We start from the raw sequence: 14,168 nt of genomic DNA on the forward strand, positions 1-14,168 counted from the left end.
GCGATCACCCGAGGAGGGCGCCGTGGCCCACTACCTGACCCAGGGAGCCGTGCCGCCGAAGCGACACACCCAGCACCGCACGCCAGACGGTGCCCTCTACTTCGAGGAGCTGATGGGCGAGGAGGGCTTCTCCTCGGACTCCTCGCTGCTCTACCACCGGGCGATCCCCTCCGCCCTGGCCGAGGTCGCCGCATGGGACCTCGGCGACTCCCTCGCCACCACCCCGAACCACCCGCTCAAACCGCGCCACCTGCGCCTGCACGACCTGTTCGAGGTCGGCGACGACGGACCGGCCGATGATCATGACGTGGTCACCGGCCGGCGGCTGGTGCTCGGCAATGCCGATGTCCGGATCTCCTATGTGGTGGCGAACCGGCCCAGCCCGTGGTACCGCAATGCCATCGGCGACGAGTGCCTCTTCGTCGAGCGCGGTCACGCCCGGGTGGAAACGATCTTCGGCGCATTCGAGCTCGGCCCCGGCGACTACTTGATCATCCCGCGCGCAACCACCCATCGCTGGCTCCCGCGTACCCCGGAATCCGACGGGTACGCCGAGCCCCTGCGGGTGTACGCCATCGAGGCCAACTCCCACATCACGCCGCCGAAGCGCTATCTCAGCCGGTTCGGCCAGCTTCTCGAGCACGCCCCCTACTGCGAGCGTGATCTTCGGCAACCGGCCGGCCCGCTGCTCGCCGAGGACATCGGCGCCGACCCGGCCGAACCGACCGAGGTCCACGTCAAGCACCGCGGCAACGGCCCGTCCGGCATCGTCGGGTCGATCCACACCCTGCCGCAGCATCCGCTGGACGTCGTCGGCTGGGACGGCTGCCTCTATCCGTACGCCTTCAATGTCGCCGACTTCGAGCCGATCACCGGGCGCGTGCACCAGCCGCCGCCGGTACACCAGGTCTTCGAGGGGCAGAACTTCGTGATCTGCAACTTCGTGCCGCGCAAGGTCGACTACCACCCACTGTCGATCCCGGTGCCCTACTACCACTCCAACGTCGACTCCGACGAGATCATGTTCTACGTCGACGGCGACTACGAGGCGCGCAAGGGCTCCGGGATCGGCAAGGGCTCGATCTCCGTGCATCCCGGCGGCCACCCGCACGGGCCGCAGCCGGGGGCGTACGAGAAGTCGATCGGCGTCACCGAGTTCGACGAGCTGGCCGTGATGGTCGACACCTTCCGCCCGCTGGAGCTGGGCGAGGGCGGCGCCGCCGCGGACGACGGGGTCTATGCCTGGAGCTGGGTCGGCGGCCGGTCCTGAGCGCGCCGCGAGGTGATCACTCGTCGACGTGGCTGACGATGTTGATCACGTTCCCGTCCGGATCCCGGACGAAGAACCGGCGTACCCCCCACTCCTCGGTGGTCAGTGGGTGGACGATCTCCAGGCCGAGCCGGCCCGCCTCCTCCCAGGCCAGATCGATCTTGTCCCCCACGTGGACCGAGATCACCGAGTCCTCCGTGGCTGTGGCGTCGCGGCTGACCAGTTGCACCGACGCGCGGCCGTCGGGGGTCTGCAGGTTCACCACCCAGCCCAGGTCGAAGGCGTCAACGTCGAGGCCGAGGAAGTCGGCATAGAAGGCTCGTGATCGGGCCGGGTCGCTCGTCGGCAGGTTCGCCACGATGCCGGTCGCGCGTACTCGATTGTTCGCTGTCGTGTTGTCGCTCATGGCCCCACTGTTCAACGATCCGGGGCCGCCTGCGTGGACATTTGGGCGCTCCGGCCGACGGATCGGCCGACGCTTCGGCATCTGCGCCCAGGGCCGCCGAAAGTTTCCTGTCGAGCGATTCATCTGGTGATCCGCGAGCTGTCGACGGTGTTCGTGGCGCATGTCACAGTGACCCGTCGTATCAGTGTGCGGGCGCCCGCCCGCTTGGCAAAGGAGCCGACAAGACATGACCGCTGCACCGTCCGCCGAGCGGGCATCGCACGACGCGGCGACGCCCAGCTCGCCGCTGTCCGCGCTGTGGAAGCGCCAACTCCCGCACTATCCGTCGAACGGCCGGCGCTACCTCTATCTGGGCGTGACGGTTCTCGCCACGATCATCTTGTACTACGAGCTCTACATCCAGGGCGCGGTCGCGACGCAGGTGATCACGGCCTTCGGGATGTCGTTCATGCAGTTCGTCTATGTCTCCGTGATCGGCAACTTCGTCGGCGCGTTCGGATCGCTCGGCGCCGGGCTCGCCGACCGCTGGGGGCGCGCCAACCTGGTGGTGGTCGGGCTGTTCATCACCGCCGCGATCGTCCTGTTCGCGTTGCCGCATGCGGGCAGCGCGGTCGTCTACACCTTCTGGTTCGCGGTGCTGAGCATCGTCGAGGGTGTCATGCTGGTGGCCACTCCGGCGCTGATCCGCGACTTCTCGCCGCAGCTCGGGCGGGCCAGCGCGATGGCGTTCTGGACGATGGGCCCGGTGCTCGGCAGTCTCGCGGTGACCATGATCACCAGCAGCACGCTGGGCGTCCTGCCGAGCTGGCAGACCCAGTTCTACCTGTGCGGCATCATCGGTCTGGTCGTCGCGGTGATCGCGGCGTTCACCCTGCGCGAGCTGTCGCCGGCCCTGCGCGACCAGTTGATGGTCAGCCTCCGCGACCGCGCCGTGCTCGAGGCGCGGGCGCGCAACCTGGACGAGACGAAGCTGCACCGCAACACCTGGCGGCAGATGCTGCGGTTGGACATCATCGGCGCGGCGATTGCCGTCAGCCTGTTCCTGGTCTTCTACTACATCGCGGTCGGCTTCCTGGTCGTCTACTTCGCCTCGATCTTCGGCTACTCGGAGTCCCAGGCGAACAGCCTCGCCAACTGGTACTGGATCGCGAACGCGGTCGGCATCTTGTTGGCCGGCGTGATCTCGGACAAGTTGTTGGTACGCAAGCCGTTCATGCTGGTCGGCGCCATCGGCAGCATCGTCACGTTGTCGATCTTCGCGATGCGGTCGACCGACCTGTCGACCTCCTACGACACCTTCCGGATCCTGTTCATCGTCACCGCCTTCTTCGCCGGCGTCGCGTTCTGCGGGTGGATCGCGTCCTTCACCGAGACCGTGGAGCGGCACAACCCGGCCGCCACCGCGACTGGCCTGGCGGTCTACGGCTGGATCATCCGGACCACCATCACGATCACCTTGATCGCGTTCGGCTTTGCGCTGCCGGCGACCACGACCCTGATGGACAAGGGCACCCGGGTGGCAGAGATCGCCGAGGTGATCGCCCCGGAGACCCTGGCCGAGCTCGCCGCCAACCCGGCCGACAAGGAGGCCGCCGCCGCGGCGATCGACGACCTGATGACCGTGCCCGACCCGAAGACCGGGCAGCCGCTGGCCTCCACCGTGGAGGAGGCGACCGAGGAGCTCACCTACTTCGGCGAGAACGCAGCCGAGGTCACCCAGGCGGCCAAGGACAGCCCCGGCCAGTGGCAGCGCTGGTGGTGGATCTCCGTGCTCTGCCAGGTCGTGTTCATCCCGTTCATCTTCGTGATGAACGGCCGATGGCGGCCATCGCGGGCGCGGCGCGACGTCGAGGCCCACGAGGCCGCGATGGACATCGAACGCAAGGCGCTGGAGGAAGAGGAGGCGGCCAAGTCCTCCGGCAACACGAGCGACTGAGCCCGGTCACGGGGCGGTCCGCGCGACAGGCGTGCGCGATGCCGCGAGCGAGGTCAGGATGCGTACCTGATCTCGCGCCACCGCGGACCGCCCCGGGTGCAGCACCACCAGCCGCTCGGCGATGAGCTCGCGCAGCCGCCGGTCGTCGGGGGGCCGGGCGATCGGATCGGTGAACAAGAACCTGGCCAGGTTGCCCTCGGGTTGCGCGACCAGCTCCGCGCCGCCCACACCGGGGAGTGAGCGTGCCGCTGCCCTAGGCTGCGCGCATGGACTTCGCTCTCGTGACCGGCGCCAGTGGCGGCCTCGGCGAACACTATGCGCGCTATCTCGCCCGCCGGGGCAACAACCTGATCATCGCGGCCCGCAGCGCCGAGCGGCTGGGCGAGCTGGCCGAGGAGCTGGCAACCGCGCACGGCGTACGCGTCGAGCCCGTCGCGGTCGACCTCGCCACCGCGGAGGGACGCGAGCATCTGGTCGCACGGGCCGCCGAGCTCGGCCATGTGCACACCCTGGTGAACAACGCGGGCTTCGCCACGGTCGGTGAGTTCGCCGATGTCGACCCGGCCCGGATGGCCGACGAGATCACGCTGAACTGCGTCACGCTGACCCTGCTCACCCGTGCCCTGCTGCCGGCGATGATCGACCGCCGCGCCGGGGCGGTGATCAACATCGCCAGCACCGCGGCGTACCAGCCGATCCCGACGATGGCCGTCTACGCCGCCACCAAGGCCTACGTACTCAGTCTCACCGAGGCCCTGTGGTCCGAACTGCGCGGTTCCGGGGTACGCGCGATCGCCGTCTGCCCGGGACCCACCGAGACCGGCTTCTTCGCCGCCGCCGGCGACGACTCGCTGATGTCGCGCAGGCGTACCCCCGAACAGGTCGTGCAGAGCACCTTCCGCGCACTGCGCCGCGGTGCCCCGAGCGTGATCGACGGCGCCGCCAACTCGATCATGGCCAACCTGGCCAAGCGGCTGCCGAGCCGACTCGTCCTGCCGGTCTCCCAGCGGGTGATCCGGTACTGAACCCGGACGCACCCACCTGCCACGGATAGCGGTACGCCCGGCCATCCGCGAACCCAACCGGCACCCGCGAACGTTACTCGGCCCGCACCTGCCGATTCAGCCCGCGGATCCAGGTACGCCCGCATCCGCGAACCCAACCGGCACCCGCGAGCGATACTCAGCCCGCACCTGCCGATTCAGCCCGCGGATCCAGGTACGCCCGCGCGGTCAGATGGCGACCGTCACATGGCGTAGGAGTGGAGTCCCGACACCAGGAGGTTGATCCCGACGAAGTTGAACCAGAAGGAGATCGCGCCGATGATCGCGATCACGGCGGGCACCACCGTCCGCCAACCGGCGGTCAGCCGAGCGTGCAGATAGCAGGCATAGATCACCCAGGTCACCAACGCCCAGGTCTCCTTCGGATCCCAGCCCCAGAATCGGGCCCAGGCGTACTGCGCCCAGATCGCCCCGGCGGTGATCGTGAACGTCCACAGCGGGAAGGCGAAGGCCAGGCACCAATAAGAGATCCGGTCCAGCTTCTCCGCCGATGGCAGCCGCGACAGATAGCCCTTGGCCCCGCCCTTGGCGTCCGCGCGCCGGCGGAGCAGGTAGAGGATCGAGGTGATCGCGGCGATGTTGAATGCCGCGGCACAGATCGCCGCCGCGCTGATGTGGAACTCGAACCAGACCGACTGCAACGCCGGAATCAGCGGGACGATGTCGACGTAGAACCAGGTCACCGTCGCGCCCAGCCCCAGGGTGAGCAGCAGCGTCACCGGCAGCCCGAGGAAGGTCATCTTGTAGCGCAGGTTCAACACCAGGTAGAACACCGCGACAACGAGCATCGCCATCGAGCAGAACTCATACATGTTGGACAGCGGCAGCCGCTGCGCGGCCACCCCGCGGGTGATCACCCCGGCCAGCACCAGCGCGGTCGCGACCAGGCTGAGCGCGAGGCCCATCCGACCGAACCGGCCGGTCCGCTCCTCCGCACCGGCCGGGTCCGGACCCGGGTCGTCGCCGCTGTCCGCCTCAGCACCCGGCGCGGAGACCGTCTCGCCCGCCCCGCCTCCGGCCGCGACCAGCGCCGGCTCCCGCAGGGCGGCGGCGCGGCGCTGCCGGCGTACCCCCGCCGACGCCCACTCGACGGCGTGCAGCATGGCAGCGAACAAGAACACCACCGCGGCAGTGATCGTCGCCAGATAGGAATACTCCGCGATCATCGTTCTTCCTTCCCGCCCTCATCCTGCAGTGCGGCCCGCACGGCCGCCAGTTCGTCATCAATGTCGGCCCGACCACCGACGCGGTCCAGGCCCGCGACCTCGACCTCGGCGGGCCCGTCCCCGCCCGCCCGGGCGCGGACCCAGATCCGCCGCGGCCGGACGAACAGCGACACGCACAATCCCGTCACGGCCAGCCCGATCGCCCCCAGCATCCCCACGGCGGCGGGGGTACGCGAATACTGCAGCCGCACCCAGCGCGTCCAGCCGTCGAAGGAGATCCGGCCCGCGCCGTTCGGCAGGTCGTAGAACTCGCCGGGCTTCAACCGCAGCCGCAGCGGTTCGCCGTCGGCGCTGCGGAACTGTTCCAGGCCGGTCGGGTTGAGCTGGTAGACGTTCTCCGGGATGCCGGTCTCCACGACCGGGGGCCCGGACCACGCGTTCAGGAACAGTTCGGGTGAGTAGGCGTCCGGGAAGACCGAGCGCGGGCCCGCCTCGTCCACCGTCGCCGTCGGCAGGAAGAACCCCTGGAAGGCCAGCCGCTGCGGGCGGGCATCGGGGACCTTGATCACCCCGGCCGAGGTGAAGTTGCCGTCCTGGGGCAGGAAGATCACCGGGCCGGAGTAGCCGACATTGCCCCGGGCATCGGTGACGGTGACGATCGGGGCGTACCCGTAGCCGAGCAGGTGGACATCGATACCGTCGATGGACAGCGGCTTGTTCACCTCGATCGAGGCCTGCCGGGGCGGTTCCCCCGGCCCCTCGATCACCGTGGTGTCCGCGCGGAAGGACAGTGGGCGGCCGGCGGTCGCGGGGTCCAGCCCGTACCTGACGTCGAAGCCGTCGACGCGCACGGTGAACGGCGGCAACTGGTCGGTGCGGAACAGCGCGCCGGCGCTGACATCGTCGTAGAAGCTCAGGTTGTTGGAGAAGCCGCGGCCGATCAGCGTCGCCGAGGTGCCGCGAAAACCCCACAGCACGCTGATCGCGACCGTGACCAGGATCAGCACCAGCGCGACGTGGAAGACCAGATTGCCGGCCTCGCGCAGATAGCCGCGTTCGGCGCTCAGCTCGTCACCGCGCCGCAGCACGCGGAACCGCTTCTTCCGCAGGTACGCCTCCGCGCGCTCGAGCGCCTGCGGGGCATCGGTCACGGTGCCCGCCAGATGCCCGGGCAGGCGGTTCAGATTGCGCGGGGCACGCGGCGGCTCGGCGCGCAGCGCGCGGGCGTAGGTGCCGATCCGCGGCACGATGCAGCCGACCAGCGAGATCAGCAGCAGCAGATAGATCGCGGAGAACCACGGCGAGGTGTAGACCGAGAACATCCCGATCGCGTCGTAGAACGCCCCGAGCTGCGGATTGTCGGCGATGAACTGGTCCACCTCGAACGGGCGGATCGAGCGCTGCGGCACGAACGAACCGGGGATCGCGGCGAGCGCGCCGAGGAAGAGCAGGGCCAGCGCGGTCCGCATGGCGGTCAGTTGGCGCCAGATCCAGCGCACCCAGTCCACCAGCCCGAACTTCGGGCCGGTCGGCGCGCTGCCGACCCGTTCCGGTGCGTCGACGACCATCAGATCACCGTCATCCCGAACGCGCCGACCCATTGCCGGACCAGGCCGAGCAGCCAGCCCCAGACGCCGCTCACCATCAACAGCCCGATCGCGATCATGGCCACACCGCCGATCCGCTGGATCAGCCCGCTGTGTAGGCGCAGCCAGGCGACAGAGCGGTTGAACCTGGCGAAGGCGAGGCCGGCGATCACGAACGGTACGCCCAGCCCGAGTGCGTAGATCGCCGACAGGGCGGCCCCGCGTACCGCCGAGGCTTCCGTGTAGGCCAGCGTCAGCACCACCGCCAGGGTCGGCCCGATGCACGGGGTCCAGCCGAGCCCGAAGAGCACCCCGAGCAACGGCGCGGAGGCCAGCCCGATCGCGGGCACCCGGCTCAGCCGCAGGTCGCGCTGCCCGAACGAGACGAATCCGGCGAAGATCAGCCCGACGATGATCATCACCACTCCGAGTACGCGGGTGAGCGGATCGGCGAAGCGCTGCAGCGCCAGCCCGACCCCGCCGAAGGCGGCCCCGGCGCTGACGAAGACGAAGGCGAAGCCCGCGACGAAGAGCACGGTACCGACCAGGATGCGACCGCGCGGCGCCTCTCCGCGGACCACCTCGCTCGCCGACATGCCGGAGGCATAGGACAGATAGCCGGGCAACAACGGCAGCACGCACGGCGAGAAGAAGGAGACCACCCCGGCAAGCAGCGCGATCGGCACGGCGACCAGCAGGCTGCCCTGCGCGAGCTCCTGGGCGATGGCGCCGAGCTCCATGATCAGCGCCCCGCCGCGGTGTCGTCGATCAGTCCGACCAGGGTCGCCTTGGTGGTCGGACCCAGCACCCGGGCGGCGATCCTGCCCTCGGCATCGATCACCAGGGTGCTCGGGATGCCGTTCGGCGGCAGGGTTCCGGCGAAGCTGACCACCGCGACGCCGTCGCCGTCGAAGATCGACGGGTAGTTCAGCCCGAACGCGCGTTGGAAGGCAAGGGCGGCCTGCGGGGCCGGGTCGCGCGTATTGATCCCGATGAACTGCGCCCGGTCCTTGGTCGCTGCGGCTGCCTCGACCAGCTCCGGCGCCTCCTTGCGGCACGGCGCACACCACGAGCCCCAGACGTTGATCACGATGATCTTGCCGGGATAGTCCGCGGTGGAGATCGGCTTGCCGTCGAGCGTGGTGCCGCTCACCACGGGCGCCGGCTCCCGCTCGCCCGGCGGCACGCGGGTCAGGCCGGGTTCGGCGGAGACGAAGCCGGTCGTACCGGAACCCGACGAACAGCCGACCAGCAGCAGGGCGGCGGCGACGGCGAATGCGGCGGCGCGGGAAACGATCGCGCTCATCAGGCTCCCGCGACGAACTTCCGCCGGGAACGCTTCACCGGCAACAGATCGGCGGCCGGCTCGGCATAGCTGACCGCGGCGATCCGGCCGTCGCGCAGCACGAACGACGTGATCGAGGCCAGGCTGGTCTCGCGGCGGCGCGGGTCATGCACCAGCCGGCGGCCCTCGGCCGCGCTGCGGGCCATCCAGATCGGCAACTGGTGGGAGACGATCAACGCCTGCCCGCCGGGCCCGGCGGCTTCCGCGGCATCGCGGATCGCCGTCCGCATCCGGGCGACGATCGAGCGGTACGCCTCGCCCCAGGACGGGCGCAGCGGGTTGCGCAGGTGCCACCACACTCGCGGATCGCGCAGCGCGCTGGCGCCGGCGGAGAACACGCGACCCTCGAGTCGGTTGGCCGCCTCGATCACCCGGTCGTCGGTGACCACCCGCAGGTCGGGGCGCAGGGCGGCGATCGGCGCCATGGTCTCCTGGGCCCGCTCCAGCGGCGAGCTGCGCAGATGGGTGATCGGCCAGTCGGCGGTGTGCTCGGCGACCCGCTCGGCCATCTCCCGGCCCCGCCCGGACAGGTGGTAGTCCGGCAGCCGGCCGTAGAGAACGCCGTCGGGATTGTCCACCTCGCCGTGCCGGACGAGGTGGACGACGACGCGATCGCCGGCATCAGTCATGATCATTTCCTTGCTTCGGCTGGGGGTCCTCGGCGGCCCGGGCGGCGGCCCGGGCGGCCTCCGGCAGGGCCGTGATCACCTTGTCGATGGCCGCGTCGTCGTGCGCGGCCGACAGGAACCACGCCTCGAAGGCGCTCGGCGGGAGGTGGACCCCCGCGTCGAGCATGGCGTGGAAGAACGCCGCGAAGGCGGCGGTGTCCTGACCGCTGGCGCCGGCATAGTCGACGACCTCGTCGGCGTCGGTGAAGAAGAAGCTGAACATGCTGCCGGCGGACTGCACCAGGTGAGGTACGCCGGCGCCGCGCAGCGCCTCGGAGACCGCCGCGCGGAGCTGGTCGGCCCGGGCCCCGAGGCCCGCATAGACCTCGTCGGTGGCCAGCCGCAGCGTGGTCAGGCCGGCGGCGGCCGCCACGGGATTGCCGCTCAGCGTACCGGCCTGGTAGACCTCGCCGACCGGCGCGAGGTGGCCCATCAGCTCGGCCCGGCCGCCGAATGCGGCGCACGGGAAGCCGCCGCCCATCACCTTGCCGAAGGTCATCAGGTCGGGCGCGACACCGTCCAGCCCGAACTGCCCCGAGCGGGAGACCCGAAACCCCGTCATCACCTCGTCGGAGACGAACAGGGCGCCGTGCGCGCGGGCGGTCTCGGCGAGGAAGGCGTTGAAGCCCTCGGCGGGCGGGACCACGCCCATGTTGCCCGGGCTGGCCTCGGTGATCAGCGCCGCGATCTCGGGCCCGTGCTCGGCGAAGGCGGCGGTGACGGCCGCGCGATCGTTGTAGGGCAGCACGATGGTGTCGGCGGTGGTGCCCGCGGTGACGCCCGGCGTACCCGGGATGCCCAGGGTGGCCAGGCCCGACCCCGCGGCGGCCAGCAGCGAATCGGCATGCCCGTGGTAGCAGCCGGCGAACTTGACGATCTTGTCCCGGCCGGTGATCCCGCGGGCCAGTCGCAGCACGCTCATCGTGGCCTCGGTGCCGGAGTTGACCAGCCGGGCCTGCTCGACCGGCGTCCGGTCGACGATCTCGGCGACCAGGTCGATCTCGGCCGGCGTCGGCGCACCGTAGCTGGTGCCGCGGGCGGCGGCCTCGGTGATCGCCGCGACCACCTCGGGGTGGGCGTGGCCGAGCAGCATCGGCCCCCAGGAGCAGATCAGGTCGACCAGTTCGTTGCCGTCGGCATCGGTCAGGTACGCCCCGCTGGCCGAGGTGATGAAGCGCGGCGTACCGCCCACGGAGTTGAAGGCCCGGACCGGCGAGTTCACGCCGCCGGGGATGACCCGGCGCGCAGCATCGAAGAGGGCTGCGGAGCGCGCGGTCATGGTCCCCATTTCTACGCGCTGTAGTGGAAAACGCCAAACCCGGCAATGACACCGGGCATCGGCTTCAGCGATGCGCGTCGGTGAAGGCCAGCAGGTCGGCGAGGACCTCGTCGCGATTGGTCTCGTTGAGGATCTCGTGCCGAGCGTCGGGATAGGTCCGGGACTCGGAGTCGTCCGGCGCGATCTGCTCCCAGCCGGCCCGGGTGGCCTCGATCGGGACGAGCTGGTCGTCGGATCCGTGCAGCCAGATGGTGGGGACGCGCAGGCGGCCGCCGTCGTTGATCCGGTCCAGCGAGGTCTGCAGCGCGTCGAGCATCGGCCGCTTGAACGGGCCGTGGTAGACGAGCGGATCCTCGGCATAGGCCCGACCGATCTCGGGGTCGCGCGACAGGGTGTCCGGATCGATCGGAAGGTCGGGGATGTCGTCGACCCCGCGCAGCTGGTCCAGCACCGGCCAGGAGCCGAGCACCGGCCCGGTCAGCGCGGCGGCGGCGATGTCGTCGGGATGCAACTGCAGGTAGCGGGCCGCGATCATGCCTCCCATCGAGTGGCCGATCAGCACCACCGGCAGCCCGGGGTGCTCGGCGCGGGCGGTCTGGACCAGGCTGCGGACATCGCCCACGACGGCGTCGAAGTCATCGATCACGGCCCGATCCCCGGAGGACTTGCCGTGGCCCTGGTGGTCGACCCCGTAGACGGCGGCGCCGTGTTCGGCCAGCCGCCCGGCGACCCATTGGTAGCGGCCCAGGTGCTCGCCGTAACCGTGCACCAGGACCGCGATCCAGGTCGGTTCGTCGCCGTTGTGCCAACGGTACGCCGTGAGCTCCCCCGCATGCCCGTGCTGGCTGAACTCCATCGTTGCCTCCCCGTCGCGGCCGCGCCGGGCGGAGACGCGCCGCGCCCGGCGGGGCCCACGCTAGCGGGCCCGCGCCGGGCGCGGTGTGCGAAACGCTCAGGTCAGCGGCTCAGCGGTCGAAGCGCGCCCCGGCCGGGTTGGAGCCCATGGCCAGCAGGATCAGCAAGATGATGCCGCCGACGAAGGGGATCAGGCCGATCAGGATGAACCAGCCCGACTTGTCCGTGTCGTGCAGCCGGCGCACGGTCACGGAGAGATTCGGGATCAGGATGGCGAGGTAGATCAAACCGAAGATTCCGGAAACGGCAACCGCGGCCGCGGGCATCGCTCCGTTCGACATCGCCTCGGCGTTGGTCGCCCCGGTCGCGGTGAGCAGAATGTTGAAGAGGATCCCGAGGAGGAGGATCGCGAGGAACACCCACCAGTACTCTCCGCGGCTGGCGCGCCCGGTGAACACGGCGTACTTGGCGAAGAAGCGCTTGATGGCGGCACCGAAGCCGATGCCGTACCACGGGAGAGCGAGGTTGCCCGGATCGCCGGTGGTGGCGGGCACGTCGCCGCCGGTGTAGCCGCCGTATGCCTGGCTCATGGTTTGTTTCTCCTTGATTGTCGGGACGTCTGGACAACGGTAGAGCGCGCCGGGGTCACCGGCGCCGGGCGTCAGCGCCAGGTCTCGGGACCGCGGCCCGGATCACCTTGTCCGGGCTCGCCCTGCCCCGACTGCCCGTAGCCGGACTGGCCCGAGCCGTACTGCCCGTAACCGGGCTGGTTGTAGTCCGTCGGCCCCGACTGCCCGTAGCCGGACTGGCCCGAGCCGTACTGGCCGTAGCCCGACTGCCCGTAGTCCTGCTGCTGCCCGTAACCGGTCTGCCCGTAGTCGGGCTGCTGCCCGTAACCCGGCTGCTGGTCGTAGCCGGACTGGGCGTACCCCTGCTGGGCGTAGGGATCGCCGCCATACTGCGAGATCGCCCGGGTCGCGCCGACCGGATCGAACCGCGTACCGGCGGGATGGGTCGGCAGCAGGCCGAAGACGATCGGGGCGATGCCGCCGACATAGGGAATCAGGGCCAGCAGGTACAGCCAGCCGGACTGGTTCGCGTCGTGCAGGCGCCGGATGGTGAGCCCGATGCTGGGCAACACGTTCGCCAGGGCGAAGAGGATGAGCAACCCGAAGCCGAGCACGGCCCCGACCGGCATGTCGTCGGAGCTGCTGCTGTTGGCGGCGCCCACCGCCAACCCGATCATCGCCACGACATACAAGACGGTCATCACGACGCCGATGAAGAGCATCACCCACCAGAACTCGCTCTGACTGGCGCGCCCGTTGAAGTTCACGTAGTTGCCGTAGTAGCGCTTGACCGCGTCCACGGGACCGATCCCGTACCAAGGGAGGTCACGGGTGCCCGGATCGCCCTCCGGCTTGAAGGGGGCCGACATCCCGTAGCCGGACGGCGGGTAGGCGGGCTGGGCCGGGTAGGCCGGCTGCTGCTGGTAGCCCTGTTGGCCGGGCTGTTGCCCGTAGGGGTCGAACTGCTGACTCACCGATTCCTCCAGATTGCGTGGAACGACACGAACACACTAGGCGCGCGGGGGTCCGCTCAGGGGCGATTCCGCAGGGCATATTCCAGCGCCCAATAGGTCAGGATGATCGAGGCGCCGGACCGCCGGATCGACAACAGCGTCTCGTCGATCGCGCGTTCGCGATCCAGCCAGCCGTTCGCGGCGGCCGCCTCGATCATGGCGTACTCGCCGGAGATGTTGTACGCCGCGACGGGCACGTCGACGTGGTCGCGGACCGCGCGGATCACATCCAGGTACGCCAGCGCCGGCTTGATCATGACGATGTCGGCACCCTGTTCGAGATCGAGGTCGACCTCGCGCAGCGCCTCCCGGGCATTCGCCGGATCCTGCTGGTAGGCCAACCGGTCGCCGGTCAGCGAGGAGTCGACGGCCTCGCGGAAGGGGCCGTAGAACGCGCTGGCGTACTTCGCCGAGTACGCGAGGATCACCGTGTCGAGATGACCGGCGGCATCCAGCGCCGCCCGGATGGCGCCGACCTGGCCGTCCATCATCCCGCTCGGGCCGACCACATGGGCACCCGCATCGGCATGCCGGACCGCCATCTGCGCATAGAGCTCGACGGTCGCGTCGTTGTCGACCCGGCCGTGATCATCGAGCACCCCACAGTGGCCGTGGTCGGTGAACTCGTCGAGACAGACGTCGCTCATCACCAACAGGTCGTCGCCGACCTCCTCGCGTACCTCGCGCAACGCGACATTCAGCACGCCGTCCGGGGCCAGCGCACCGGATCCGGTGGCGTCCTTGTGTTCGGGTACGCCGAAGATCATCATCCCGCCCAGGCCGGCCTCGACGCAGCGCCGGGCCTGCGCCCGCAGGCTCGCCATCGTGTGCTGGACGACGCCGGGCATGGACGAGATCGGACGCGGTTCGGCCGCACCCTCGGCGACGAAAGCCGGCAGGATCAACTGCTCGGGCCGCACCGCGGTCTCGGAGACCAGCCCCCGCAGCGCCCGGCTGGTCCGCAGCCGGCGCGGCCGGATCGCGCCTTCCATGATCAGCGACTCGTCCATG

Annotated in this window: 15 protein-coding genes; 3 read left to right on the plus strand and 12 right to left on the minus strand. The window is 70.0% G+C overall.

What is annotated here, in order from left to right; all coding sequences use genetic code 11:
- Positions 1-22: 22 nt before the first annotated feature.
- Positions 23-1,270 (plus strand): homogentisate 1,2-dioxygenase domain-containing protein, encoded by a 1,248-nt coding sequence (locus ACXDC7_RS00530; protein WP_459220831.1) that lies wholly within the window; start codon positions 23-25, stop codon positions 1,268-1,270.
- Between the two features lie 16 nt (positions 1,271-1,286).
- Here the strand turns inward: ACXDC7_RS00530 and ACXDC7_RS00535 are convergent, their stop codons facing one another.
- The gene (locus ACXDC7_RS00535) at positions 1,287-1,676 is read right to left on the minus strand and encodes a VOC family protein (RefSeq protein WP_179445323.1); all 390 of its coding nucleotides are present in this window, start codon (positions 1,674-1,676) and stop codon (positions 1,287-1,289) included.
- 226 nt (positions 1,677-1,902) lie between these two features.
- Between ACXDC7_RS00535 and ACXDC7_RS00540 the strand changes: the two genes are divergently transcribed.
- Positions 1,903-3,612 carry an MFS transporter gene (locus ACXDC7_RS00540; protein ID WP_459220832.1) on the plus strand — a complete coding sequence of 570 codons (1,710 nt, stop codon included), beginning with the start codon at positions 1,903-1,905 and terminating at the stop codon, positions 3,610-3,612.
- 6 nt (positions 3,613-3,618) lie between these two features.
- On the opposite strand, the gene ACXDC7_RS00545 is transcribed toward ACXDC7_RS00540, so the two are convergent.
- A complete protein-coding gene (locus ACXDC7_RS00545; RefSeq protein WP_179445321.1) occupies positions 3,619-3,840 on the minus strand; it encodes a hypothetical protein in 222 nt (73 codons plus the stop codon).
- A gap of 38 nt (positions 3,841-3,878) precedes the next feature.
- On the opposite strand from ACXDC7_RS00545, the gene ACXDC7_RS00550 reads away from it, so the two are divergent.
- Positions 3,879-4,637, plus strand: a complete 759-nt coding sequence (locus tag ACXDC7_RS00550; protein ID WP_459220833.1) for an SDR family NAD(P)-dependent oxidoreductase — start codon at positions 3,879-3,881, stop codon at positions 4,635-4,637.
- 221 nt (positions 4,638-4,858) lie between these two features.
- Here ACXDC7_RS00550 and ccsB read toward each other — a convergent pair whose 3' ends face one another.
- The 10 genes from ccsB to hemB all read right to left on the minus strand — a co-directional run bounded on the left by ccsB (position 4,859) and on the right by hemB (position 14,167).
- Positions 4,859-5,842, minus strand: coding sequence for a c-type cytochrome biogenesis protein CcsB (gene ccsB / locus ACXDC7_RS00555; protein WP_459220834.1), 984 nt, complete (start codon positions 5,840-5,842; stop codon positions 4,859-4,861).
- Positions 5,839-7,410, minus strand: a complete 1,572-nt coding sequence (resB, locus tag ACXDC7_RS00560; protein WP_179445318.1) for a cytochrome c biogenesis protein ResB — start codon at positions 7,408-7,410, stop codon at positions 5,839-5,841. Before resB ends, ccsB begins: the two co-directional genes overlap by 4 nt.
- Entirely contained in the window at positions 7,410-8,168 is a 759-nt protein-coding gene (locus ACXDC7_RS00565; protein WP_459220835.1) for a cytochrome c biogenesis CcdA family protein, read from the minus strand. The genes resB and ACXDC7_RS00565 overlap by 1 nt, the downstream gene beginning before the upstream one ends.
- Positions 8,169-8,170: 2 nt before the next feature.
- Positions 8,171-8,725: a TlpA family protein disulfide reductase gene (locus ACXDC7_RS00570; RefSeq protein ID WP_459222787.1), complete on the minus strand. Its 555-nt coding sequence runs from the start codon at positions 8,723-8,725 to the stop codon at positions 8,171-8,173.
- Positions 8,726-8,733: 8 nt separating this feature from the next.
- Positions 8,734-9,402 (minus strand): histidine phosphatase family protein, encoded by a 669-nt coding sequence (locus ACXDC7_RS00575; protein ID WP_459220836.1) that lies wholly within the window; start codon positions 9,400-9,402, stop codon positions 8,734-8,736.
- The gene (hemL, locus tag ACXDC7_RS00580) at positions 9,395-10,720 is read right to left on the minus strand and encodes a glutamate-1-semialdehyde 2,1-aminomutase (RefSeq protein ID WP_459220837.1); all 1,326 of its coding nucleotides are present in this window, start codon (positions 10,718-10,720) and stop codon (positions 9,395-9,397) included. Before hemL ends, ACXDC7_RS00575 begins: the two co-directional genes overlap by 8 nt.
- A gap of 64 nt (positions 10,721-10,784) precedes the next feature.
- A complete protein-coding gene (locus ACXDC7_RS00585; RefSeq protein WP_459220838.1) occupies positions 10,785-11,576 on the minus strand; it encodes an alpha/beta hydrolase in 792 nt (263 codons plus the stop codon).
- Positions 11,577-11,685: 109 nt separating this feature from the next.
- Complete coding sequence (locus ACXDC7_RS00590) at positions 11,686-12,165, minus strand: DUF805 domain-containing protein (RefSeq protein ID WP_179445312.1); 480 nt, start codon at positions 12,163-12,165, stop codon at positions 11,686-11,688.
- A gap of 71 nt (positions 12,166-12,236) precedes the next feature.
- Complete coding sequence (locus tag ACXDC7_RS00595) at positions 12,237-13,118, minus strand: DUF805 domain-containing protein (protein WP_459220839.1); 882 nt, start codon at positions 13,116-13,118, stop codon at positions 12,237-12,239.
- Between the two features lie 56 nt (positions 13,119-13,174).
- Positions 13,175-14,167 carry a porphobilinogen synthase gene (hemB, locus tag ACXDC7_RS00600; RefSeq protein WP_218843817.1) on the minus strand — a complete coding sequence of 331 codons (993 nt, stop codon included), beginning with the start codon at positions 14,165-14,167 and terminating at the stop codon, positions 13,175-13,177.
- Between the last annotated feature and the right edge of the window lies 1 nt (position 14,168).

Source organism: Naumannella huperziae, from assembly GCF_054073625.1.

Coding starts and splice junctions, on each gene's coding strand:
- ACXDC7_RS00535 (WP_179445323.1), bottom strand. CDS start 1,676: ATGAGCGACAACACGACAGCGAACAATCGAGTACGCGCGACCGGCATC.
- ACXDC7_RS00540 (WP_459220832.1), top strand. CDS start 1,903: ATGACCGCTGCACCGTCCGCCGAGCGGGCATCGCACGACGCGGCGACG.
- ACXDC7_RS00550 (WP_459220833.1), top strand. CDS start 3,879: ATGGACTTCGCTCTCGTGACCGGCGCCAGTGGCGGCCTCGGCGAACAC.
- ccsB (WP_459220834.1), bottom strand. CDS start 5,842: ATGATCGCGGAGTATTCCTATCTGGCGACGATCACTGCCGCGGTGGTG.
- resB (WP_179445318.1), bottom strand. CDS start 7,410: ATGGTCGTCGACGCACCGGAACGGGTCGGCAGCGCGCCGACCGGCCCG.
- ACXDC7_RS00565 (WP_459220835.1), bottom strand. CDS start 8,168: ATGGAGCTCGGCGCCATCGCCCAGGAGCTCGCGCAGGGCAGCCTGCTG.
- ACXDC7_RS00575 (WP_459220836.1), bottom strand. CDS start 9,402: ATGACTGATGCCGGCGATCGCGTCGTCGTCCACCTCGTCCGGCACGGC.
- hemL (WP_459220837.1), bottom strand. CDS start 10,720: ATGACCGCGCGCTCCGCAGCCCTCTTCGATGCTGCGCGCCGGGTCATC.
- ACXDC7_RS00585 (WP_459220838.1), bottom strand. CDS start 11,576: ATGGAGTTCAGCCAGCACGGGCATGCGGGGGAGCTCACGGCGTACCGT.
- ACXDC7_RS00590 (WP_179445312.1), bottom strand. CDS start 12,165: ATGAGCCAGGCATACGGCGGCTACACCGGCGGCGACGTGCCCGCCACC.
- hemB (WP_218843817.1), bottom strand. CDS start 14,167: ATGGACGAGTCGCTGATCATGGAAGGCGCGATCCGGCCGCGCCGGCTG.